This is a genomic window from Kangiella sp., from assembly GCF_014762745.1.
Lineage (GTDB): Bacteria > Pseudomonadota > Gammaproteobacteria > Enterobacterales > Kangiellaceae > Kangiella.
In genome coordinates this window covers 21014-40659 of sequence record NZ_JABURJ010000050.1, presented here as the reverse complement: position 1 = coordinate 40659, position 19646 = coordinate 21014, and the positions used below count along the sequence as shown (strand labels likewise).

Genomic DNA, 19646 nt, shown 5'->3' with positions numbered 1-19646 from the left:
TTGCGATCCGTGAAGGCGGTCGTACAGTAGGCGCTGGTGTTGTTGCTAAAATTATCGAGTAATCGGTAAGTAGCGCTTTAAAAGCGAGTCTTCGGACTCGCTTTTTTTATTTGTAAGATTAAGCGACTTATTTGCTAAAAGGCTTGTCCTATTAGGCTTTTTGCCATATAATGCGCGTCCCTTTGTAGGCGTAACGGCCACTATTAGGGTTGTTCTTGCGAAGCAATTTCAGACTTTTTCCAAAGTAAGTTATTGATTTTGCTAACAACAGGCTCGATTGGAGTCTGATTAAAGTTTGGTAACCGCACCCCTCGCTGCAGTAGGGTGGAGCGGTTTTTTATGTTCTTTAATTTTAAAAGTGGAGTTCTTTGCAATGGCAAAGCAACGTATTCGAATCAGATTGAAAGCGTTTGATCACAAGTTGATTGACCAATCGACTTCAGAGATCGTAAATACCGCTAAACGTACAGGTGCTCAGGTAAAAGGTCCAATCCCTTTACCAACTCGTAAAGAGCGTTTCACCATCCTGATTTCTCCGCACGTTAACAAAGATGCGCGTGATCAGTATGAAATTCGTACGCATAAGCGTTTGGTGGACATCATCGAGCCAACAGAAAAAACAGTTGATGCTTTGATGAAGTTGGATTTGGCTGCTGGTGTTGATGTACAAATTAGCCTTTCTTAAGGCAACACTAGAAGCAAGGTAGATAACCATTTCGGTTGAGGTTTAAAACATGGCTATCGGAATAGTAGGTATAAAACGAGGTATGACTCGTGTCTTCACTGAAGACGGCGTGTCTATCCCGGTTACCGTAGTAGAAGCCGATCCAAACCGCATCGCGCAGTTGAAAACAACTGACGTTGACGGTTATGAAGCGGTACAGATTACTACAGGAAGCCGTAAGGCAAACCGCATCACTAAGGCGGAAGCTGGTCATTATAAGAAAGCTGGCGTTGAAGCAGGTCGTGGTTTGTGGGAATTCCGTGTGAATTCTTTAGACGGCTTTGAAGTTGGTGGCGAAGTTAAAGTAGATATCTTTGAAGCGGGTCAAAAAGTTGACGTGACCGGTACCTCTAAAGGTAAAGGTTACGCTGGCGCTATCAAGCGTTGGAACTTCCGTGGTCAAGATAGCACTCACGGTAACTCTTTGTCGCACCGTGCTCCAGGTTCTATTGGTCAAAACCAAACACCTGGTCGCGTTTTCAAAGGCAAAAAGATGTCAGGTCACATGGGTGCTGAGCGTGTAACGGTACAGACTCTAGAAGTTGTACGTGTTGATGCTGAGCGCAATTTGTTGTTAATCAAAGGTGCCGTCCCAGGCGCTACCGGTGGTGACGTTATCGTACGTCCTGCTGAGAAAGCCTAGGCCAAGAGGAGTTGACTATGGAACTTAGTTTAACATCTGGCGGCGCAATCAAGGTTTCTGAAGTGGCTTTTGGTCGTGAGTTTAACGAATCATTAGTTCACCAAGTAGTCGTTGCTTATCTAGCGGCTGCGCGTGCCGGTACTCGTGCACAAAAGAACCGTAGCGCTGTTAGCGGTGGTGGTAAAAAACCATGGCGTCAAAAAGGTACAGGTCGTGCCCGTGCGGGTACTATCCGTAGCCCATTATGGCGTAAAGGTGGTGTAACTTTCGCTGCACAACCACAAGACTATACACAAAAAGTTAACCGCAAAATGTATCGCGGAGCTATCCAGAGCATTCTTTCTGAGCTAGTACGTCAAGAACGTTTAATCGTTGTTGAAGACTTCTCAGTGTCAGCGCCAAAAACTAAAGAATTGGTTGCTAAGTTGAAAGAGCTGGATACTAAAGAAGCACTTATCGTTACAGATTCTGTTGATGAGAATTTGTTCTTAGCTTCTCGCAACTTGCATAAAGTTGACGTACGCGATGTGAACGCACTTGACCCTGTTAGCCTTATCGGCTTCGACAAGGTGATCATGACGGTTCCAGCGGTTAAGAAAGTAGAGGAGATGTTAGGATGAACCAAGAGCGTATCTTAAAAGTTCTTCTGGCCCCTCACGTTTCAGAGAAAGCGACGATTTTGGCTGAGCGCGATGGTCAGTTTGTATTTAAAGTGGCCAAAGATGCTAACAAGCGTGAAATCAAGAAAGCCGTTGAAACCTTGTTTGAGGTTGAAGTGGAATCTGTTCGCACTTTGAACATGAAAGGTAAGCGTAAGCGTTTTGGTCTTGTTGAAGGCCGTCGTCCAAACTGGAAAAAAGCTTACGTATCATTGAAGCCTGGTCAAGACCTTGACTTTGCAGGCGGCGAGTAAGAAGGAGACAAGTAAATGGCAATTGTAAAAGCTAAACCAACTTCTCCTGGACGCCGCTTTGTCGTAAAAGTGGTCAACCCAGATTTGCATAAGGGTAAACCTGAAGCAAGTTTGTTGGAGAAGAAATCCAAAAATGGTGGTCGTAACAACAACGGTCGCATCACTGTGCGTCACGTTGGTGGTGGTCATAAGCAACACTACCGTGTTATCGACTTTAAACGTAATAAAGATGGTATCCCAGCGAAAGTTGAGCGTCTTGAGTATGATCCAAACCGTAGCGCGCACATCGCGTTGGTTTGTTACTCAGATGGCGAGCGTCGTTACATTATCGCTCCAAAAGGCATGAAAGCTGGTGATCAAATCATTTCTGGCGATGCAGCACCTATTAAAACAGGTAACACATTGCCAATGCGTAACATTCCAGTTGGTTCTGTTGTTCACAACATCGAACTTAAACCTGGTAAAGGTGCGCAAATGGTTCGTAGCGCAGGTGCTTACGCACAAATCGTTGCACGTGATAGTGCATACGTAACTCTACGTTTGCGTTCGGGCGAAATGCGTAAAGTGCTTTCAGAATGCCGTGCCACCGTTGGTGAAGTGGGCAACTCTGAGCACATGTTACGTAGCTTGGGTAAAGCTGGTGCTAAGCGCTGGCGTGGTGTTCGCCCAACAGTTCGAGGCGTCGCGATGAACCCGGTAGACCACCCACATGGTGGTGGTGAAGGTCGTACCTCTGGTGGTCGTCATCCTGTAACTCCATGGGGTGTTCCAACCAAAGGTAAGAAAACCCGTAGTAATAAGCGCACTGACAAGTTGATTGTCCGTCGCCGCAACAAACGATAGAGGATAGCACTGTGGCACGTTCGTTAAAGAAAGGCCCATTCATTGACCTTCATTTATTGAAGAAGGTTGAAGAAGCTGCGGCCTCTGGTAACAAAAAACCGATTAAAACGTGGTCTCGTCGTTCAACCGTTTTCCCTGAAATGGTTGGCTTGACGATTGCCGTTCACAATGGTCGTCAGCACGTACCTGTTTTCGTAAATGAAGACATGGTAGGTCATAAGTTAGGTGAGTTTGTATTGACTCGTACTTACTTTGGCCATGATGTTGACAAGAAAGCCAAGAAGAAGAAGTAAGGCGAGGAGTGAAAGATGGAAGTAGCAGCTAAATTGCGCAATGCTAGCATCTCGGCACAGAAAATGCGTCTCGTCGCCGACCAGATTCGTGGCTTGCCAGTAGAGAAAGCGTTGAACGTTCTTGAGTTTAGCCCGAAAAAGGCGGCTCGCTTAATTAAGAAAGTTCTTGAGTCTGCGATTGCTAACGCTGAGCACAATGAAGGCGCAGATATCGACGAGTTGAAAGTTTCAACTGTATTCGTTGATGAAGGCCCAACTGCCAAGCGTATGCGTCCGCGCGCTAAAGGTCGTGGCGACCGCATTTTGAAGCGTTCTAGCCACGTAACCGTTAAAGTATCGGATAACTAGGAGAAGGTAATGGGTCAAAAAGTACATCCTACTGGTATCCGCTTAGGTATCGTAAAGAAGCATACTGCAACCTGGTATGCTGAGCGCGGCGATTTTGCGGATAACCTTGAAAGTGATATCAACATCCGTAAGTGGTTGTTCAAAGAATTAAAGAACGCCTCTGTATCGCGTGTTGATATCGAACGCCCTGCAAAAGCAATTCGTGTGACTATTCACACTGCGCGCCCAGGTATCGTCATCGGTAAGAAAGGTGAAGATATTGAGAAATTGCGTGCAAAGATTGCCGATATGGCAGGCGTTTCAGCCCAAGTTTCTGTAGAGCAGGTACGTAAGCCTGAGTTGGATGCCCAGCTTGTAGGTGACAATGTTGCTCAACAGCTTGAGCGTCGTGTTATGTTCCGTCGTGCTATGAAGCGCGCTGTACAAAACGCAATGCGTCTTGGTGCTGAAGGTATCAAAATCGAAGTAAGTGGTCGTTTAGGTGGCGCTGAGATCGCTCGTACCGAGTGGTATCGTGAAGGTCGTGTACCGTTGCATACATTGCGTGCGGACATTGATTACGCAACCTCAGAAGCTTTGACAACTTACGGAATCATCGGCATTAAAGTATGGATTTTCAAAGGTGAAGTTCTTCCCGGCCAAGAAAAAGTTGAGCCGAAAGAAGATAAGAAACCTCGCCGCAGAAAACCTGCTCCTAAAGCTAAGAAGTAGGGGTGAGCAAGTATGTTATTGCCTAAAAGAACGAAATATCGCAAGCAGCACAAGCTGCGTAACCGTGGAACAGTAGCTCATGATGTGAGTTTCGGTGAATTCGGTTTGAAAGCGACAGGTCGCGGTCGTATGACAGCACGCCAAATTGAGGCTGCTCGTCGTGCAATGACCCGTCATATGAAACGTGCCGGTAAGGTTTACATTCGTGTATTTCCTGACAAGCCAATTACCAAAAAGCCTCTTGAAGTGCGTATGGGTAAAGGTAAAGGTAGCGTTGAGTACTGGGTTGCACAAATTCAGCCAGGCCGTATGTTATATGAAGTTGAGGGTATTTCTGAGGAATTGGCGCGCGAAGCATTTGCTTTGGCTGCGGCAAAGCTTCCTTTCAAAACTACCTTTGTTAAACGGACGGTGATGTAATGAAAGCGACAGAATTGAAAGACAAGAGCGTTGAAGAGCTCAACGTAACGTTGCACGAATTGTTACAAGATCAATTCAAGTTACGTATGGAAAAGGCTACGGGCCAGATGACTGAAACGCACAAAATGCGTGCACTTCGTCGTGACATTGCTCGTGTTAAAACCATCATCAACCAAAAGGCGGGTTCATAATGAGCACTGATACTATTCAACGCACATTACAGGGCAAAGTCATCAGCGACAAGATGGATAAATCTATCACTGTATTGATTGAACGCCAGGTAAAACACCCGCTATACGGTAAGTTCATCAAGCGTTCGACTAAAATCCACGCTCATGATGAATCAAACGAGTGTAAAGCAGGTGATGTGGTCCGAATCGTTGAGTGTCGTCCTATCTCAAAAACTAAGTCATTTAAGTTAGTTGAGATAGTTGAACGCGCTAACTAAGTTTGGATAAGCCGGCCCCGAGCAAATAGTTTTCCTCGGGGTTAGGAATTTAAGTAATTTAATGGTATACTCTCGCGCCATTTTAGCGCGGGTTTAAGCGGAGAAAACCATGATCCAGATGCAATCAATGCTAGACGTAGCTGATAACTCAGGCGCTCGTCGAGTAATGTGTATTAAAGTACTGGGTGGTTCGCATCGCCGTTACGCCAACATTGGTGACGTAATCAAAGTGAGCGTAAAAGAAGCGATTCCACGCGGTAAGGTGAAAAAAGGTGACGTTCTAAACGCAGTTGTAGTACGTACTCGTAAAGGTGTACGTCGTCCAGACGGTTCTTTGATCCGTTTCGATGGTAATGCTGCTGTTATTTTGAACAACAACTTACAGCCGATTGGTACTCGTATCTTTGGACCTGTTACACGTGAACTACGTGGTGACAAGTTTATGAAGATCGTGTCTTTGGCACCGGAAGTACTGTAGAGAGACGAGAATCATGCAAAAGATTAAAAGTGGCGACGAAGTCATCGTAATCGCAGGCAAAGATAAAGGTAAGCGCGGTAACGTTAAGCGTGTTTTATCAAATGGTCGTGTGATTGTTGATGGCATCAATTTGGTGAAGAAACACACCAAGCCAAGTCAAAATCCGGATGGTTCTATCAATGAAGGTGGAATTATCGATAAAGAAGCATCGTTAGATATTTCTAACGTAGCGATTTATAACCCTTCTACGGGCAAAGCAGATCGTGTGGGCTTTAAAGTAGAAGAAGGCAAAAAATCACGCTTCTTTAAGAAAACTGGCGAAGCAATTTAATTTGTTAATATTCAGGTAATTAATGATGGCGAAACTGCACAACTTTTACAAAGAAACTGTTGTACCTCAGCTTCTAGAGAAGTTTGAGTACAAATCAGTTATGCAAGTCCCACGCATTACCAAGATCACATTAAATATGGGTCTGGGTGAAGCTATTGCGGACAAGAAAATTCTTGAGCACGCAGTCAATGATATGACAGCTATCTCAGGCCAAAAGCCGGTCATCACTAAAGCACGCAAATCTATTGCAGGCTTTAAGATTCGTGACGGTTACCCAATTGGCTGTAAAGTGACTCTGCGTGGCGAGCGTATGTGGGAATTCCTCGAGAGATTGATCTCTATCGCGGTTCCACGTATTCGTGACTTCCGTGGTTTGAATCCTAAATCGTTTGACGGTCGCGGTAACTACTCAGTAGGTATCAAGGAACAAATTATTTTCCCTGAAATCGACTACGATAAAGTAGATAAAATCCGCGGTATGGATATTACTATTACCACCACGGCAACTACCAATGATGAAGGTCGCGCATTGTTAGATGCGTTTAACTTCCCATTGAAATCATAAGGGGCACGCTATGGCTAAAACATCAATGATTGAGCGTGAATTAAAGCGTGCAAAAACTGTAGAAAAGTACGCTGCAAAACGCGCTGAGCTTAAAGCAATCATCAAGAATCCTAACTCTTCAGAAGAAGAAGTTTGGGAAGCTCAGGTGAAGCTTCAAAAGCTACCACGTAATGCAAATCCTGTGCGTCAACGTAATCGTTGTCGTGTAACTGGACGTCCACATGCTTACCTACGCAAATTCGGCTTATGCCGTAATAAGCTTCGTGAGCATGCTATGAAAGGTGACGTTCCTGGTTTGGTTAAGGCTAGCTGGTAAGGCTTGGGAGAATCACAATGAGTATGCAAGATCCTATTGCAGATATGTTGACTCGAATTCGTAACGGCCAGACCGCTGCGAAGAAAACTGTCGCCATTCCTGCATCTAAATTGAAAAAAGCTATCGCTCAAGTACTGGTTGATGAAGGTTTCATCGCTGGCTTTAGCGTAGAAGAAGGTCCAAAGCCGACAATGACCGTTGAATTGAAATACTATCAAGGTCGTCCGGTTATCGAGGAATTGAAGCGTGTAAGTCGCCCAGGTCTACGTATCTATAAGAAAGTAGACGAGCTGCCAAAAGTTATTGGTGGTCTTGGCGTTGCGATCATTTCTACTTCTAAAGGTGTTATGACTGACCGCGCGGCTCGTAAAAACGGCCACGGCGGTGAAGTTCTTTGCACTGTAGCGTAAGGGGAGATTAAAGATGTCACGTGTAGCAAAAAGCGCTGTATCTATCCCTTCAGGTGTTGAAGTAAACATCAAAGATGGCGTGATCAGTGTAAAAGGTTCAAAAGGTCAGCTAGAACAAGCTTTGCATTCTGACGTTGAGTTAAAAGTTGAAGATGGTGAAGTCACCTTCGCTCCTTCAGCAGGCGCAGAAAGCTGGGCTATGGCTGGTACATATCGTGCGTTAGTCAACAACATGATTACAGGCGTTACTAATGGTTTTGAAAAGAAACTTCAGCTTGTTGGTGTTGGTTATCGTGCGCAGGTTCAAGGTAAAAAATTGAACTTAAGCCTAGGTTTCTCTCACCCAGTAGAGTACGAAGCACCAGAGGGCATTACTATTGAAGCGCCTTCGCAAACAGAATTACTTGTTAAAGGTGCTGACAAACAAGTCGTGGGTCAGGTTGCGGCAAACATTCGTGCCTATCGTCCACCAGAGCCATACAAAGGCAAAGGTGTTCGCTATGCTGACGAGCGTATTGTTCGTAAAGAAGCCAAGAAGAAATAGTAGGGCAGGGTTATGAAGAAGAAAATTCAACGTTTGCGTCGTGCGGCTAAAAGCCGTGCCAAAATGCATGAACTAGGCGTTAACCGTCTAGTTATTAACAGAACCCCTCGCCACATTTACGCACAAGTAATCAGCGGTGAGAACGGTAATGTGATCGCTAGCGCTTCGACTGTTGAGAAGACAGTTCGCGGTGACGTTAAGTCAACAGGTAACGTAGATGCTGCAAAGCATGTTGGTACCTTAGTTGCTGAGCGTGCCTTGGAAGCGGGTGTAAAGCAGGTTGCTTTCGACCGTAGTGGTTTTAAATATCATGGTCGTGTTCAGGCTTTAGCTGATGCGGCTCGTGAGAAAGGCTTACAATTCTAAGGTGTGAAGCATGGCAAAAGATATGAATAACCAAGAAGGTTTAGTTGAGAAATTGGTCAACGTAAACCGCGTTGCCAAGGTGGTTAAAGGTGGTCGTATTTTCGGCTTCACAGCTTTGACTGTTGTTGGCGATGGTAAAGGTAAAGTTGGCTTTGGTCGTGGTAAAGCGAAAGAAGTTCCAGTTGCGATTCAAAAAGCAATGGAGCAGGCTCGTCGTAATATGATTCAAGTTGAATTGAAAGACGGCCATACTTTACAACATCCAATCAAAGCTGCGCACGGTGCATCCAAAGTTTATATGCAACCAGCTTCTGAAGGTACTGGTATTATTGCTGGTGGTGCGATGCGTGCGGTATTTGAAGTGCTAGGTATCCAAAATATCTTGGCAAAAAGCATTGGCTCTACAAACCCTATTAATATTGTTCGCGCAACTATTAATGGTTTGAAGCAAATGACTTCTCCAGAAGATATGGCTGCCAAGCGTGGTAAAACTGTAGAAGAGATTTTGGACTAAGACCATGGCAAAGAAAATGATGAAAGTAACGCAGACGCGTTCAAGCATCGGTCGCTTGGACAGCCATAAGGCATGCTTGCGTGGCCTGGGTTTGCGTCGTATCGGTCATACAGTAGAAGTTGAAGATACCCCTTCGACTCGCGGTATGGTAAATAAAGTTTACTACATGGTTAGTGTAGAGGAGTAAGATCATGCGTTTAAATACATTGATGCCAGCTCCTGGTAGTAAAAAAGATCGCAAACGCGTTGGTCGCGGTATCGGTTCTACTGACGGTAAAACTGCAGGTCGTGGTCACAAAGGTCAGAAATCACGTTCAGGTGGTTTCAACAAGATCGGTTTCGAAGGTGGTCAGATGCCTTTGAAACAGCGTTTGCCTAAGTTTGGTTTTAAATCGCGTAAAGCTTTAGTAACTGCTGAGATTCGTCTTAGCGAGTTGGCTAAAGTTGAAGGTGAAGTTGTTGATATGTTGAGCTTGAAAAAAGCCGGTCTTATCACTAACAACATCGAAAACGCTAAAATCATGCTATCAGGTAACATCGAGCGCGCAGTTACTGTATCTGGCGGCGTTCGTGTAACCAAAGGCGCTAAAGCTGCTATTGAAGCAGCCGGTGGAAAGGTTGAAGAATAATGGCATTATCACCACAGCAAATTGCTAAAGGCGGTGGTTTAAGTGAGCTCAAACAGCGTTTGCTGTTTGTGCTCATGGCTATTATTGTTTTCCGGATTGGCTCTTTTATTCCAGTTCCGGGCGTTGACGGCTCTGTTTTGCAAGCTTTCTTGGAAAACCAGGGTGGAACTATCTTTACGATGTTCAACGTATTCTCAGGTGGTGCGCTAGAGCGTGCTTCAGTGTTTGCATTGGGTATTATGCCGTATATATCGGCCTCCATTATCATGCAGATCTTGAGTTTCGTTGACCCACGTCTAAAAGAGATCAAGAAGGAAGGCGAGAGCGGTCGCCGTAAAATCAATCAGTATACTCGTTACTTGACGGTTGCCTTGGCAACTATTCAGGCAATCGGTATGTCCACACAGTTACCAGGAATTATTCCAGGGCTTGTGGCTAATCCTGATTTTTCATTCTTCTTTATCGCGGTAGTAACTCTTGTTACTGGTACCATGTTCTTAATGTGGTTAGGTGAGCAGATTACTGAACGCGGTATAGGTAATGGTATTTCAATCATTATCTTAGTAGGTATTGTTGCTGGTTTTCCACAAGCTATTAGCCAGATCTTTAGTCAGGCTTATGATGGTGACCGTAACATTCTGGGTGTTCTTGTATTTGGTATTTTCGCATTAGCTGTAGTTTACTTTATTGTTTGGTTCGAAAGAGCTCAACGTAGAATTACTATCAATTATGCTAAACGCCAGCAAGGCAATAAAGTTTTTGCAGCACAAAGTAGTTTCTTACCAATGAAACTTAACATGGCGGGTGTTATTCCTGCGATCTTTGCTTCGAGCATCGTACTATTCCCAGGTACTTTATTGTCCTGGTTTGGTAGCGGCTCAGGCGAAGTGACCTGGTTAACCACCATGGCGCAAAACCTTCAGCCAGGAAAACCTGTATACATTATGTTGTATGCTGTCGGCATTATCTTCTTTGCGTTCTTCTATACTGCATTGACGCAAAATCCAAGAGATACTGCTGATAACTTAAAGAAATCAGGTGCATTTATTCCAGGTATTCGTCCTGGTCAACAAACAGCTCAGTATCTTGATAAAGTCACAACACGTTTGACTTTCTGGAGCGCTCTGTACATGACAGCTGTCTGTTTGATGCCAGAATTCCTGATCCTGTTCTTTAATTACCCGTTCTACTTCGGTGGAACTTCACTGCTGATCATCGTTGTTGTTGCCATAGATTTTATGGCCCAGGTGCAAGCTCACCTTATGTCGCAGCAATATGATTCAGTACTTAAGAAAGCGAATCTTAAGAAGCATGGCCCGTCGGGTCGTGTTCGTCGCTAAAGCATGTTGGAGTAGCAAATGAAAGTTCGTGCTTCTGTAAAAAAAATGTGCCGTAACTGCAAAGTGATTCGTCGTCACGGCAGTGTTCGCGTTATTTGTACTGACCCACGCCATAAACAGCGTCAAGGTTAGTCATTTAATTGGTTGATTTTTAGGCGTGATGTGGCTAGAATACGCGGCCTTTCACGCCTGCTTATTAAATTTAGGAGAAATTGTTAAATGGCTCGTATAGCTGGTATTAACATTCCGGTACATAAGCATGCTGATGTCGCCTTGACCGCTATCTATGGTATCGGTCGTCCTCGTGCACAAAAAATTTGTGCTGCTGCAGGAATTGAAACTACTGCAAAGATCAAAGATTTGAACGAAGACCAAATTGAGAATCTACGTAACGAGGTGAGCAAATTTACCGTTGAAGGTGATTTGCGTCGCGAAATCAACATGAATATTAAACGTTTGATGGACTTGGGTTGTTTCCGTGGTATCCGTCATCGTCGTAACCTGCCATTGCGCGGTCAACGCACGAAGACAAATGCCCGTACCCGTAAAGGTCCTCGTAAACCAATCAAGAAATAATGGTTATGGTGGAATTAACACATGGCTAAATCACCTCGTAGTACCAAAAAGAAAGTTAAAAAGCACGTTGTCGATGGGATGGCGCACATTCACGCGTCTTTCAATAACACCATCGTAACGATCACAGATCGCCAAGGTAATGCTCTTGCATGGGCAACTTCTGGTGGTTCTGGCTTCCGTGGTTCACGTAAATCGACTCCATTTGCTGCACAGGTAGCTGCTGATCGCGCTGCTCAAGTAGTTAAAGAAATGGGTATGAAGAACGTTGAAGTATTTGTTAAAGGTCCTGGACCAGGTCGTGAATCAGCAGTACGTGCTTTGAATGCAGCTGGCTTCAAGATCACTAACATTACTGACGTGACACCTATTCCTCATAATGGTTGTCGTCCGCCTAAAAAGCGTCGTGTATAAGAGATTAACGGGAGTTTGAAATGGCTAGATATCTAGGTCCAAAACTCAAATTGTCGCGTCGTGAAGGTGTCGATTTAGGACACAAGTCTGGCGTTCGTGCAATTGAGACTAAATGTAAAATTGAAGTAGCCCCTGGTCAACATGGCGCGCGTCGTAGCCGCTTGTCTGATTACGGTTTACAGTTACGTGAAAAGCAAAAAGTTCGTCGTATTTATGGCGTACTTGAGCGTCAATTCCGCAACTACTACAAAGAAGCTGATCGTCTAAAAGGTGCCACAGGTGTTAACTTGTTACAGCTTTTAGAATCTCGCTTGGATAATGTTGTTTATCGTATGGGTTATGCCGCTACTCGTGGCGAAGCACGTCAGTTAGTTAGCCACAAGGCTATCTTGGTAAACGGCGAAACAGTCAATATTCCTTCTTACACAGTTAAAGCTGAAGACGTTGTTTCTGTTCGTGAGAAATCACAAAAGCAGGCACGTATCGTTGCTGCACTGGAATTGGCTGCACAGCGTGACAAGCCAGAGTGGATTGAAGTTGATGGTAAGAAAATGGAAGGTCAGTTTAAGCGTGTACCAGAGCGCTCAGAACTTGACGCCAGCATCAATGAAAACCTAATCGTAGAGTTGTACTCTAAGTAATTTTAATCCTTGAGAGGGATCATATGTCAGCGACTGAATTTCTGACTCCGCGCCAAATTAAGGTTGAATCAAGCGAAGGCACTAAAGCCCGAGTGGTACTTGAACCTTTTGAACGCGGATTTGGACACACTTTGGGTAACTCATTGCGTCGCATCTTGCTATCTTCTATGCCAGGTGCTGCAGTGACAGAAGTAGAAATCGACGGTGTTCTTCATGAGTACTCAGCTATTGAGGGCGTTCAAGAAGACGTTATCGATATCCTTTTGAACTTAAAAGGGTTGGCTGTTCGCCTAGAAGATAAAGAAGTAGCAACTTTGACTCTTCAGAAAAAAGGTGAAGGCGTCGTAACTGCTGCTGACATTGAAGAAGTATCAGGTGCTGAAGTGGTTAATAAAGACCACTACATTGCTACCTTGAATAAAGGTGGCGCTTTAAATATGCGCATCAAAGTTCGCTTAGGTCGTGGTTATGAGGCTTCAAATACTCGTAAACAGCCTGAAGGCGAAGATAAACCGATTGGTGTATTGCAAGTTGATGCTTCTTTCAGCCCAATGAAAAAAGTTTCTTACACAGTCGAATCGGCTCGTGTAGAGCAACGTACTGACTTGGACAAACTGGTTCTTGATCTTGAAACGAATGGTACTATTGACCCAGAAGAAGCGATCCGCCGTAGTGCGACAATCCTTCAGGAGCAATTAGCAGCCTTCGTTGATCTTAAAGATGAGAAGCAGGCTGAACCAGAGAAAGAAGAGCCAGAAATCGACCCAATTCTATTGCGTCCGGTTGATGATCTTGAATTAACAGTGCGTTCTGCTAACTGTCTTAAAACTGAGAACATCCATTATATTGGTGACTTGGTACAGCGCACCGAAGTTGAGTTGCTTAAGACTCCTAACCTTGGTAAGAAGTCATTGACAGAAATCAAAGACGTTCTTGCTTCTCGTGGTTTGTCTTTGGGTATGCGTTTAGAGAATTGGCCACCATCAAGTATCCTTGGTGACTAATTCTTGCTTGTAAGAATTAGGCGCAAGCATTGTCTTGCGCCTTTTTATTCATAGCTTGCTATGAAACCCTTTGGTAATTTTTTGAATTTATTCAGACAGTTACCTGATTGAACGATTAGTAATTTCTAATCTTAGTTGTGTAAATGAAATAAACTTTTTTGATTTCGAGGCAAAAAGTTTACGAAACAGGGACTTTACTAAAGTAAATGACCGATTTGAGTAAATCTTTTTAACAAAGTAATCGTAAAGTTTAGACATTTACAGAAGTTTTTGTAGTACTACAGCAGGCTACAATTAAATAGAGTGAGGAACTCAATATGCGTCATCAAAAATCAGGTCGTAAATTAAACCGTAACAGCTCACATCGTAAGGCTATGTTTCGTAACATGACTGCGTCATTGATCGAACACGAGCTTATTCGTACTACTTTGCCAAAAGCAAAAGAACTACGTCGTGTGGCTGAGCCTTTGATTACTCTTGCTAAAACAGACTCTGTTGCAAATCGTCGACTAGCTTTTGCTCGTCTACGCAATAATGCAGCAGTTGCTAAGCTTTTTGCTGAGCTTGGTCCTCGTTACCAAGAGCGTCCAGGTGGTTACCTGCGTATTCTTAAGTGTGGCAATCGTCCAGGCGATAACGCACCTATGGCCTACGTTGAATTAGTTGACCGCCCAGTGGTTGAAGACGATGTCGATTTAGACGAGGTAGTTACTGAAGAGTAATTCTTTGTTGTGACACTAAAAGCCCGCTTTATAGCGGGCTTTTTCATTTATACAGTATCTTGCCGGGAGCTTTAGTGCCAGCTGCCAAGGATTAAACCAAATAAAGTAAATATGACCAGGTGGTAACCACCGTCAATCAATAGGTGCCTCAGGCTTCTATTGCTAAATTGATAGGTAATGCCCAGCGCTAAAAATACAAGAGCTCCAATGAGTCCGGAAATGGTTATAGAGTGGAACAGTTCTGGTTTGGGACCGAGTAAATCGGCAATGATAAATACTGCGATCAACGAGAATACCAAACTGACGATAAATACGCTGGGCTTTTGTTGCATATCCTCAGCCTTTAGCTGCATTTCCTCCAGCCACATTTTGCCAAAAAGAAAGGGTGAGTACCAAAGGCCGCCCACTGCAAAAGCTGATAGTGCAGAAACTACTACAGCATAATAATTGATATTGTCCATTATCGGTCCCCAAATTTAATCAATCTTGTTCGATTAGCTTAGCATACCCATTCTTGGCGGGCCTATCTAAAGCGTCACATGCAATATGTAGCCCTCAAAGTTTTCCGGCTCTGTGCAGTACCAGTCCAGTAGTTCTGCTTCGTGTTTTGAAAGAACGCGCTCTGCAAGATCAAAAAAAGGTTGCCTGCCCGGGTCGGCCAGTAAGATGTGCTTAACCCCTGCCTGTTTGGCGCGATTAATCAAGTTGTAGTGTATTTTTGCCAAGTCATCCCAGAAGCAGATATCTGTCCCAAACACAATATCATACTGCTTTAAGTGTTTTTTTGTGAGATTTTCGAAGCTGACAGCTTCGGTTTTGATTTCGACTTCATTTAAGGCTGCCTGAAGTTCAAGAAACGGGAATACTTCGTCATCTCTATCAGTTCCTGTTACTTCACATCCAGCGTGGTGCGCGCAGAAAATACTGGTGGGGCCCCAACCACAACCAAGCTCGAGTACCTTTTGCTTACTGTCCAGTATCCGGCTATGCAGCAAGTAGTCCATCAGCAAAAAGCTACTGTTCCAGGTTTTATGGCCATGAATGGATGGGGTGTAATGCTTCTTAAGTTTTTTAACGAAACGATGTTTATTTTCGAGCAATAAAATACCGTAGGCTTGAAATATATGCTCTTCTGGTAGCTCTTGTAACTCAGGCATAGTCAATTCAATTGGTTGAGTGGCCCTTAAGTGTAAGGACTTTTACTCTCATTGTTAAGTTCATCATCAGCTATCCAAAGAGTACTGAGTATAAATTGTCTTTTTGTCTGTTTCTGATGTTTGTTACACTCTGAGCATTACCGATTAACTGGCAACCAATTAATGGGCAGACATCACGGTCATAATCATCTGAATGATGATGAGTCACACGGCAGGAATGTAACCAGTAAGAAAAACCTGTTATGGGCTTTATCATTAACCGGCACCTTTATGGTGGTCGAGGTGATTGGTGGCCTTATATCAGGTTCCTTGGCGTTATTAGCCGATGCTGGCCACATGTTGACGGATACTGCCGCATTACTTTTGGCCTATTCAGCACTTTATTTTGCAAGCAAGCCAGCTGATGGCAAGCGTACCTTTGGTTATGGCCGTTTGCAGGTTTTGGCCGCCTATACGAATGGTATCTTCCTGATTTTATTGACTGCCTGGATTATCTGGGAGGCGATTCATCGCTTCATTGAGCCAAACCCTATCCAGAGCGTCAGTATGTTTACGGTGGCAGTGATCGGTTTGGTGGTAAATATACTGGTATTTAAGATTCTGCACAGTGCCGGGGAGTCCAATATCAATATACGTAGCGCCTTATTACACGTTCTTGGCGACTTGCTGGGTTCGGTTGGTGCTATCATTGCAGCCATAGTAATCTGGATTTGGGGTCTCTTGTGGGTCGATCCATTGCTATCGATTTTTGTTGCTGCTCTTATTCTGCGCAGTGCCTACCATGTGATAAAGGATGCTAGCCATATTTTGTTAGAAGGTATACCGCTTGGTATCAGTCTCAAAAACATTCGTGCAGACTTAATGAGTCTTGAAGGGGTTGAGGATATCCATCACATGCATGCTTGGAGCCTGAGTGAAGATGAGCCGATGATGACCTTTCATGCTTTGGTCAACCCTGAGAGTGATAGTGATGGATTGTTAGAAGATATGTTGCGATTACTCAAAGAAGAGCATGGTATTGGTCATGCGACGATTCAGGTGGAAGTAGGTATATGCCAGGAGAGCGAAGAGGCTTGTGGCCTAGTGTGACTTTATTGCTTTTGCGCTTCCAACAGGAAGCCGCGTTGATTTTCAATACCTTCCAGTCGTCTAGCCAGTTTATGCTGTAATTCCTGCAGGCTTTTCGATTGGGGAGCCGTTTCCTTGACCAGCTGCTCGGCATCTTGAGTGTATTTGGACAGAGTTACAGTTAAATCCTTGAGTTGTTGGCTGGTAAAAAACATCCCTTTCTGGAACAGGCTCCGTTTGATGCGGTTAAATAGATCAATTTCCTGGCGATCATGCTCATAAAACAGGTCTATCCCCAGCTTTTTTACCCAGTTGGCAATGGTCTGGTCTTTGTTGTCCGAATAGACAATAATGGTGGCGCGTTCGGACATGCCACTTTTGATCTTACGCAAAGATGGGTAGCCGAGCGCGTTATTGAGCGCGACTACGACAATTCTTATTTGTGGACGGTTCAGGCGAATATAGTTGAGAGCGTCTTTATAGTCAGCGACATAATGATAATCGTGACCGGCTGCCGTTAACTGTTGCGCAGTATTCGCTAAAATTTCACGGTTATCATCAACGAGAAGAATGGCGCTCATAATGTATTAATATAGGTTAACAAAAGTTAAGGTAACTGTTTGATTTATTTTATCATTGATTTTTGTTAGGTATATTAAAATTTACTAAAAAAAGAGCAATTTGTGAGAGGAAACAGGTTTGCGTTCAAAATTGTTAATTTTACTGACAAGCATTATTTTACTATTCATGATAAAGGGCTGTGCCAGCTTTCAGCCAGCTAATGTCAATGATGCGTGCAGTATTTTAGAAGATGAAGATTGGTATGAAGCCGCTCTGGACTCGCAGGAGCGCTGGGGAACTCCCATTCATGTGCAGCTCGCCATCATGCATCAGGAGTCCAAGTTCCAAAAGGATATTCGCCCTGCCCGCAAGTGGTATTTAGGCTTCATCCCTGGTTTTAGACCTTCCAATGCTTACGGCTACGCGCAGGCACTGGAAGGAACCTGGGATACCTACCGCACCTCAACGGGTAATCACGGTGCCAAGCGTGATAATTTTGATGACGCCATAGACTTCATTGGTTGGTACACCTATCACAGCCATAAAAAACTGGGGATTTCAAAGTGGGACGCTCGAGCGCAATATCTGGCCTATCATGAAGGCTGGGGTGGCTATAAGCGGAAAACCTATAACTCTAAAGGCTGGTTAATCAAGGTTGCTGATAAAGTTAAAGCTCAGTCACTGGCTTATGCTGCTCAATATAAGCGCTGTCAGGCCGAATTAGAGTCTAACCGCGGATGGTTCTAAACATAGCAGTTATAACCATTAATTATCTATTTTTGTAGGACATTTCGACCATGGATAGGTTAAAATAGCGCCACTTCTCAATGCTTAAATGCATTCTATTTAATGAACATAATTGAGGTTTAGCACATGTTGGGCAACACAACGCCATTAAAAGAGTTTGATCCTGAACTTTTCGCATCAATTGAAGCTGAAAAGAAGCGCCAAGAAGAGCACATTGAACTGATTGCATCGGAAAATTATACCAGTCAGCGCGTGATGGAAGCCCAGGGTTCAGTGTTAACCAACAAGTATGCTGAAGGTTACCCAGATAAACGCTATTACGGCGGTTGTGAGTATGTGGATATTGCCGAGAAACTGGCCATTGAGCGTCTGAAAGAATTGTTTGGCGCTGACTACGCTAATGTGCAGCCTCACTCTGGTTCGCAAGCTAATGCCGCAGTTTATATGGCTTTAGTCAAACCTGGCGATACCATTCTAGGCATGAGCCTGTCAGACGGTGGCCACTTGACGCATGGCTCAAAAGTAAACTTCTCAGGTAAAATCTATCATTCGATCGAATATGGCGTTGATGAAAACGGCTATATAGATTACGCGCAAGTTGAAGCTTTAGCGCTTGAGCATAAACCTAAAATGATCGTTGCTGGCTTCTCGGCCTATTCACGTGTGGTTGACTGGGCCAAGTTCCGTGAAATCGCCGATAAAGTAGGTGCCTTCCTGTTTGTGGATATGGCGCATGTTGCTGGTCTGATTGCCGCAGGCGAATATCCAAATCCAGTTCCTTATGCGGATGTTGTGACTTCCACTACCCATAAAACACTTGCTGGCCCTCGCGGTGGTATCATCATTGCCCGTTCAAATCCTGATCTTGAGAAAAAGTTAAATTCAGCGGTTTTCCCTGGTGGACAGGGTGGTCCTTTGATGCACGTAATCGCTGCTAAAGCGGTAGCTTTCAAAGAAGCCTTAAGCGATGAATTCAAGGCTTTGCAAAAGCAGGTTAAAATTAACGCTCAGGCGATGACTAAAGTGCTGATGGAGCGTGGCTACAAAATCGTTTCCGGCGGTACCGATAACCACCTGTTCCTGATTGATTTAATCGATAAAGACATTACCGGTAAGGATGCGGAAGCTGCTCTTGGTCGAGCGAATATCACAGTGAACAAAAATACTGTGCCAAATGAACCTCGTTCGCCATTCGTAACCAGCGGATTGCGTATGGGTACGCCAGCGATTACCACACGTGGTTTTAAAGAAGCCGAGGCGACTGAGCTTGCCGGTTGGATCTGTGATATTCTTGACGATATTACGAATGAGCAGACCATTGCGGATGTGAAAGCAAAAGCCTTGAAACTGGCTGCCCGCTTTCCGGTCTATCGCAGTTAATTGATAAGCACGCTATTGGCAACATAAGGAGCTGTTATGCATTGCCCGTTTTGCGCCCATCCAGATACCAAGGTTATTGATTCGCGTTTAGTGGCTGACGGTAGCCAGGTTCGTCGCCGCAGAGAATGTCTTGCCTGTGGCGAGCGCTACACGACCTTTGAAAGTGCTGAGCTGGTGATGCCCAAGATTATTAAAACTGACGGAACTCGTGAGCCTTTCAATGAAGCTAAACTGCGAATGGGTTTGGCAAAAGCCGTTGAAAAGCGCCCGGTCAGTGTTGAAGATCTGGAAGCTGCAATCAATAAAATTTTATCGCAAATTCGCGCTCTGGGTGAGCGCGAAGTGCCTTCTACTGTGGTGGGAGAGCTAGTGATCGAGGCTCTTCGTGGGCTTGATGAAGTGGCTTATGTTCGTTTTGCATCGGTTTATCGTCGCTTTAAGGATGTTAATGCTTTCCGCGAAGAAATTGATAAACTGCAAAGTGATGGTAAATAGCCACTTACACTCTGTTCAACTTCAAATCTCCTTCATGTCTGAGGTCAT

General features: G+C 44.4%; 35 protein-coding genes. 32 read left to right on the top strand and 3 right to left on the bottom strand.

Annotated elements, in window-relative coordinates; genetic code table 11:
• Positions 1 to 373 precede the first annotated feature (373 nt).
• The 28 genes from rpsJ (at position 374) to rplQ (ending at position 14190) form a co-directional block, all read left to right on the top strand.
• The gene (gene rpsJ, locus HUJ19_RS03550; protein ID WP_018625114.1) at positions 374 to 685 is read left to right on the top strand and encodes a 30S ribosomal protein S10; all 312 of its coding nucleotides are present in this window, start codon (positions 374 to 376) and stop codon (positions 683 to 685) included.
• 49 nt (positions 686 to 734) lie between these two features.
• Positions 735 to 1367, top strand: a complete 633-nt coding sequence (gene rplC / locus HUJ19_RS03545; protein ID WP_018625115.1) for a 50S ribosomal protein L3 — start codon at positions 735 to 737, stop codon at positions 1365 to 1367.
• A 17-nt stretch (positions 1368 to 1384) separates the two neighbouring features.
• The gene (gene rplD / locus HUJ19_RS03540; protein ID WP_290622296.1) at positions 1385 to 1987 is read left to right on the top strand and encodes a 50S ribosomal protein L4; all 603 of its coding nucleotides are present in this window, start codon (positions 1385 to 1387) and stop codon (positions 1985 to 1987) included.
• A complete protein-coding gene (gene rplW, locus HUJ19_RS03535; RefSeq protein WP_012800373.1) occupies positions 1984 to 2280 on the top strand; it encodes a 50S ribosomal protein L23 in 297 nt (98 codons plus the stop codon). Before rplD ends, rplW begins: the two co-directional genes overlap by 4 nt.
• A gap of 15 nt (positions 2281 to 2295) precedes the next feature.
• A complete protein-coding gene (rplB, locus tag HUJ19_RS03530) occupies positions 2296 to 3123 on the top strand; it encodes a 50S ribosomal protein L2 (protein WP_290622295.1) in 828 nt (275 codons plus the stop codon).
• A gap of 11 nt (positions 3124 to 3134) precedes the next feature.
• Positions 3135 to 3416 carry a 30S ribosomal protein S19 gene (gene rpsS / locus HUJ19_RS03525; protein ID WP_290622294.1) on the top strand — a complete coding sequence of 94 codons (282 nt, stop codon included), beginning with the start codon at positions 3135 to 3137 and terminating at the stop codon, positions 3414 to 3416.
• 15 nt (positions 3417 to 3431) lie between these two features.
• A complete protein-coding gene (gene rplV / locus HUJ19_RS03520) occupies positions 3432 to 3764 on the top strand; it encodes a 50S ribosomal protein L22 (RefSeq protein WP_012800376.1) in 333 nt (110 codons plus the stop codon).
• Between the two features lie 9 nt (positions 3765 to 3773).
• Entirely contained in the window at positions 3774 to 4475 is a 702-nt protein-coding gene (gene rpsC / locus HUJ19_RS03515) for a 30S ribosomal protein S3 (RefSeq protein ID WP_290622293.1), read from the top strand.
• Positions 4476 to 4487: 12 nt separating this feature from the next.
• Entirely contained in the window at positions 4488 to 4895 is a 408-nt protein-coding gene (gene rplP, locus HUJ19_RS03510; protein WP_290622292.1) for a 50S ribosomal protein L16, read from the top strand.
• Positions 4895 to 5086 carry a 50S ribosomal protein L29 gene (rpmC, locus tag HUJ19_RS03505; RefSeq protein ID WP_290622291.1) on the top strand — a complete coding sequence of 64 codons (192 nt, stop codon included), beginning with the start codon at positions 4895 to 4897 and terminating at the stop codon, positions 5084 to 5086. Before rplP ends, rpmC begins: the two co-directional genes overlap by 1 nt.
• Positions 5086 to 5343, top strand: coding sequence for a 30S ribosomal protein S17 (gene rpsQ / locus HUJ19_RS03500; RefSeq protein WP_018625122.1), 258 nt, complete (start codon positions 5086 to 5088; stop codon positions 5341 to 5343). Before rpmC ends, rpsQ begins: the two co-directional genes overlap by 1 nt.
• 109 nt (positions 5344 to 5452) lie before the next feature.
• The gene (gene rplN, locus HUJ19_RS03495; protein WP_012800381.1) at positions 5453 to 5821 is read left to right on the top strand and encodes a 50S ribosomal protein L14; all 369 of its coding nucleotides are present in this window, start codon (positions 5453 to 5455) and stop codon (positions 5819 to 5821) included.
• Between the two features lie 13 nt (positions 5822 to 5834).
• Positions 5835 to 6152: a 50S ribosomal protein L24 gene (rplX, locus tag HUJ19_RS03490; RefSeq protein ID WP_018625123.1), complete on the top strand. Its 318-nt coding sequence runs from the start codon at positions 5835 to 5837 to the stop codon at positions 6150 to 6152.
• A 25-nt stretch (positions 6153 to 6177) separates the two neighbouring features.
• Positions 6178 to 6717 (top strand): 50S ribosomal protein L5, encoded by a 540-nt coding sequence (gene rplE / locus HUJ19_RS03485; RefSeq protein WP_026309343.1) that lies wholly within the window; start codon positions 6178 to 6180, stop codon positions 6715 to 6717.
• Positions 6718 to 6727: 10 nt separating this feature from the next.
• Complete coding sequence (gene rpsN, locus HUJ19_RS03480; RefSeq protein ID WP_018625125.1) at positions 6728 to 7033, top strand: 30S ribosomal protein S14; 306 nt, start codon at positions 6728 to 6730, stop codon at positions 7031 to 7033.
• A 17-nt stretch (positions 7034 to 7050) separates the two neighbouring features.
• Positions 7051 to 7443 (top strand): 30S ribosomal protein S8, encoded by a 393-nt coding sequence (gene rpsH / locus HUJ19_RS03475; RefSeq protein ID WP_290622290.1) that lies wholly within the window; start codon positions 7051 to 7053, stop codon positions 7441 to 7443.
• A 13-nt stretch (positions 7444 to 7456) separates the two neighbouring features.
• Entirely contained in the window at positions 7457 to 7987 is a 531-nt protein-coding gene (gene rplF, locus HUJ19_RS03470; protein ID WP_290622289.1) for a 50S ribosomal protein L6, read from the top strand.
• A 12-nt stretch (positions 7988 to 7999) separates the two neighbouring features.
• A complete protein-coding gene (gene rplR, locus HUJ19_RS03465) occupies positions 8000 to 8353 on the top strand; it encodes a 50S ribosomal protein L18 (protein ID WP_018625128.1) in 354 nt (117 codons plus the stop codon).
• Positions 8354 to 8363: 10 nt separating this feature from the next.
• Positions 8364 to 8867 (top strand): 30S ribosomal protein S5, encoded by a 504-nt coding sequence (gene rpsE / locus HUJ19_RS03460; RefSeq protein ID WP_018625129.1) that lies wholly within the window; start codon positions 8364 to 8366, stop codon positions 8865 to 8867.
• A gap of 4 nt (positions 8868 to 8871) precedes the next feature.
• The gene (gene rpmD / locus HUJ19_RS03455; protein ID WP_290622288.1) at positions 8872 to 9054 is read left to right on the top strand and encodes a 50S ribosomal protein L30; all 183 of its coding nucleotides are present in this window, start codon (positions 8872 to 8874) and stop codon (positions 9052 to 9054) included.
• Between the two features lie 4 nt (positions 9055 to 9058).
• Entirely contained in the window at positions 9059 to 9496 is a 438-nt protein-coding gene (rplO, locus tag HUJ19_RS03450; RefSeq protein ID WP_290622287.1) for a 50S ribosomal protein L15, read from the top strand.
• Entirely contained in the window at positions 9496 to 10836 is a 1341-nt protein-coding gene (gene secY / locus HUJ19_RS03445) for a preprotein translocase subunit SecY (RefSeq protein ID WP_290622286.1), read from the top strand. Before rplO ends, secY begins: the two co-directional genes overlap by 1 nt.
• 18 nt (positions 10837 to 10854) lie before the next feature.
• On the top strand, positions 10855 to 10968 hold the full coding sequence (gene rpmJ, locus HUJ19_RS03440; protein WP_012800392.1) for a 50S ribosomal protein L36: 114 nt from the start codon (positions 10855 to 10857) through the stop codon (positions 10966 to 10968).
• 87 nt (positions 10969 to 11055) lie between these two features.
• Positions 11056 to 11412, top strand: coding sequence for a 30S ribosomal protein S13 (gene rpsM / locus HUJ19_RS03435; protein WP_018625133.1), 357 nt, complete (start codon positions 11056 to 11058; stop codon positions 11410 to 11412).
• Positions 11413 to 11433: 21 nt separating this feature from the next.
• Positions 11434 to 11823, top strand: a complete 390-nt coding sequence (gene rpsK, locus HUJ19_RS03430) for a 30S ribosomal protein S11 (RefSeq protein ID WP_106645971.1) — start codon at positions 11434 to 11436, stop codon at positions 11821 to 11823.
• 20 nt (positions 11824 to 11843) lie between these two features.
• Positions 11844 to 12464 (top strand): 30S ribosomal protein S4, encoded by a 621-nt coding sequence (rpsD, locus tag HUJ19_RS03425; protein ID WP_018625134.1) that lies wholly within the window; start codon positions 11844 to 11846, stop codon positions 12462 to 12464.
• Positions 12465 to 12487: 23 nt separating this feature from the next.
• A complete protein-coding gene (gene rpoA / locus HUJ19_RS03420) occupies positions 12488 to 13468 on the top strand; it encodes a DNA-directed RNA polymerase subunit alpha (protein ID WP_290622285.1) in 981 nt (326 codons plus the stop codon).
• A gap of 317 nt (positions 13469 to 13785) precedes the next feature.
• Positions 13786 to 14190, top strand: a complete 405-nt coding sequence (gene rplQ, locus HUJ19_RS03415) for a 50S ribosomal protein L17 (protein WP_290622284.1) — start codon at positions 13786 to 13788, stop codon at positions 14188 to 14190.
• A 71-nt stretch (positions 14191 to 14261) separates the two neighbouring features.
• Here rplQ and HUJ19_RS03410 read toward each other — a convergent pair whose 3' ends face one another.
• A complete protein-coding gene (locus HUJ19_RS03410; RefSeq protein WP_290622283.1) occupies positions 14262 to 14651 on the bottom strand; it encodes a DUF1761 domain-containing protein in 390 nt (129 codons plus the stop codon).
• 66 nt (positions 14652 to 14717) lie between these two features.
• Entirely contained in the window at positions 14718 to 15347 is a 630-nt protein-coding gene (locus HUJ19_RS03405; RefSeq protein ID WP_290622282.1) for a methyltransferase, read from the bottom strand.
• A 162-nt stretch (positions 15348 to 15509) separates the two neighbouring features.
• Here HUJ19_RS03405 and HUJ19_RS03400 point away from each other — a divergent pair, with 162 nt between their 5' ends.
• On the top strand, positions 15510 to 16436 hold the full coding sequence (locus HUJ19_RS03400; protein ID WP_290622281.1) for a cation diffusion facilitator family transporter: 927 nt from the start codon (positions 15510 to 15512) through the stop codon (positions 16434 to 16436).
• 2 nt (positions 16437 to 16438) lie between these two features.
• Here HUJ19_RS03400 and HUJ19_RS03395 read toward each other — a convergent pair whose 3' ends face one another.
• Positions 16439 to 16996: a response regulator gene (locus tag HUJ19_RS03395; protein WP_290622280.1), complete on the bottom strand. Its 558-nt coding sequence runs from the start codon at positions 16994 to 16996 to the stop codon at positions 16439 to 16441.
• Positions 16997 to 17114: 118 nt separating this feature from the next.
• Between HUJ19_RS03395 and HUJ19_RS03390 the strand changes: the two genes are divergently transcribed.
• From HUJ19_RS03390 to nrdR, 3 genes are all read left to right on the top strand, one after another.
• Positions 17115 to 17723: a hypothetical protein gene (locus HUJ19_RS03390; RefSeq protein WP_290622279.1), complete on the top strand. Its 609-nt coding sequence runs from the start codon at positions 17115 to 17117 to the stop codon at positions 17721 to 17723.
• A gap of 126 nt (positions 17724 to 17849) precedes the next feature.
• Positions 17850 to 19103 (top strand): serine hydroxymethyltransferase, encoded by a 1254-nt coding sequence (gene glyA / locus HUJ19_RS03385; RefSeq protein ID WP_290622278.1) that lies wholly within the window; start codon positions 17850 to 17852, stop codon positions 19101 to 19103.
• Positions 19104 to 19139: 36 nt separating this feature from the next.
• A complete protein-coding gene (nrdR, locus tag HUJ19_RS03380) occupies positions 19140 to 19598 on the top strand; it encodes a transcriptional regulator NrdR (RefSeq protein WP_290622277.1) in 459 nt (152 codons plus the stop codon).
• Positions 19599 to 19646 lie beyond the last annotated feature (48 nt).

Bases quoted from the DNA above. Each gene is read 5' to 3' on its own strand.
- rpmJ (WP_012800392.1), top strand. From the start codon at position 10,855: ATGAAAGTTCGTGCTTCTGTAAAAAAAATGTGCCGTAACTGCAAAGTG.
- rpsC (WP_290622293.1), top strand. From the start codon at position 3,774: ATGGGTCAAAAAGTACATCCTACTGGTATCCGCTTAGGTATCGTAAAG.
- HUJ19_RS03395 (WP_290622280.1), bottom strand. From the start codon at position 16,996: ATGAGCGCCATTCTTCTCGTTGATGATAACCGTGAAATTTTAGCGAAT.
- HUJ19_RS03400 (WP_290622281.1), top strand. From the start codon at position 15,510: ATGGGCAGACATCACGGTCATAATCATCTGAATGATGATGAGTCACAC.
- rplP (WP_290622292.1), top strand. From the start codon at position 4,488: ATGTTATTGCCTAAAAGAACGAAATATCGCAAGCAGCACAAGCTGCGT.
- rpsN (WP_018625125.1), top strand. From the start codon at position 6,728: ATGGCTAAAACATCAATGATTGAGCGTGAATTAAAGCGTGCAAAAACT.
- rplE (WP_026309343.1), top strand. From the start codon at position 6,178: ATGGCGAAACTGCACAACTTTTACAAAGAAACTGTTGTACCTCAGCTT.
- rpsH (WP_290622290.1), top strand. From the start codon at position 7,051: ATGAGTATGCAAGATCCTATTGCAGATATGTTGACTCGAATTCGTAAC.
- rplO (WP_290622287.1), top strand. From the start codon at position 9,059: ATGCGTTTAAATACATTGATGCCAGCTCCTGGTAGTAAAAAAGATCGC.
- rplN (WP_012800381.1), top strand. From the start codon at position 5,453: ATGATCCAGATGCAATCAATGCTAGACGTAGCTGATAACTCAGGCGCT.
- glyA (WP_290622278.1), top strand. From the start codon at position 17,850: ATGTTGGGCAACACAACGCCATTAAAAGAGTTTGATCCTGAACTTTTC.
- rplV (WP_012800376.1), top strand. From the start codon at position 3,432: ATGGAAGTAGCAGCTAAATTGCGCAATGCTAGCATCTCGGCACAGAAA.
- rplB (WP_290622295.1), top strand. From the start codon at position 2,296: ATGGCAATTGTAAAAGCTAAACCAACTTCTCCTGGACGCCGCTTTGTC.
- rpsD (WP_018625134.1), top strand. From the start codon at position 11,844: ATGGCTAGATATCTAGGTCCAAAACTCAAATTGTCGCGTCGTGAAGGT.
- nrdR (WP_290622277.1), top strand. From the start codon at position 19,140: ATGCATTGCCCGTTTTGCGCCCATCCAGATACCAAGGTTATTGATTCG.
- rpsE (WP_018625129.1), top strand. From the start codon at position 8,364: ATGGCAAAAGATATGAATAACCAAGAAGGTTTAGTTGAGAAATTGGTC.
- rpmD (WP_290622288.1), top strand. From the start codon at position 8,872: ATGGCAAAGAAAATGATGAAAGTAACGCAGACGCGTTCAAGCATCGGT.
- rpsK (WP_106645971.1), top strand. From the start codon at position 11,434: ATGGCTAAATCACCTCGTAGTACCAAAAAGAAAGTTAAAAAGCACGTT.
- rplC (WP_018625115.1), top strand. From the start codon at position 735: ATGGCTATCGGAATAGTAGGTATAAAACGAGGTATGACTCGTGTCTTC.
- secY (WP_290622286.1), top strand. From the start codon at position 9,496: ATGGCATTATCACCACAGCAAATTGCTAAAGGCGGTGGTTTAAGTGAG.
- HUJ19_RS03410 (WP_290622283.1), bottom strand. From the start codon at position 14,651: ATGGACAATATCAATTATTATGCTGTAGTAGTTTCTGCACTATCAGCT.
- rplR (WP_018625128.1), top strand. From the start codon at position 8,000: ATGAAGAAGAAAATTCAACGTTTGCGTCGTGCGGCTAAAAGCCGTGCC.
- rplD (WP_290622296.1), top strand. From the start codon at position 1,385: ATGGAACTTAGTTTAACATCTGGCGGCGCAATCAAGGTTTCTGAAGTG.
- rplX (WP_018625123.1), top strand. From the start codon at position 5,835: ATGCAAAAGATTAAAAGTGGCGACGAAGTCATCGTAATCGCAGGCAAA.
- rpmC (WP_290622291.1), top strand. From the start codon at position 4,895: ATGAAAGCGACAGAATTGAAAGACAAGAGCGTTGAAGAGCTCAACGTA.
- rpsJ (WP_018625114.1), top strand. From the start codon at position 374: ATGGCAAAGCAACGTATTCGAATCAGATTGAAAGCGTTTGATCACAAG.
- rplW (WP_012800373.1), top strand. From the start codon at position 1,984: ATGAACCAAGAGCGTATCTTAAAAGTTCTTCTGGCCCCTCACGTTTCA.
- rpsM (WP_018625133.1), top strand. From the start codon at position 11,056: ATGGCTCGTATAGCTGGTATTAACATTCCGGTACATAAGCATGCTGAT.
- rplF (WP_290622289.1), top strand. From the start codon at position 7,457: ATGTCACGTGTAGCAAAAAGCGCTGTATCTATCCCTTCAGGTGTTGAA.
- HUJ19_RS03405 (WP_290622282.1), bottom strand. From the start codon at position 15,347: ATGCCTGAGTTACAAGAGCTACCAGAAGAGCATATATTTCAAGCCTAC.
- rpoA (WP_290622285.1), top strand. From the start codon at position 12,488: ATGTCAGCGACTGAATTTCTGACTCCGCGCCAAATTAAGGTTGAATCA.
- rplQ (WP_290622284.1), top strand. From the start codon at position 13,786: ATGCGTCATCAAAAATCAGGTCGTAAATTAAACCGTAACAGCTCACAT.
- rpsQ (WP_018625122.1), top strand. From the start codon at position 5,086: ATGAGCACTGATACTATTCAACGCACATTACAGGGCAAAGTCATCAGC.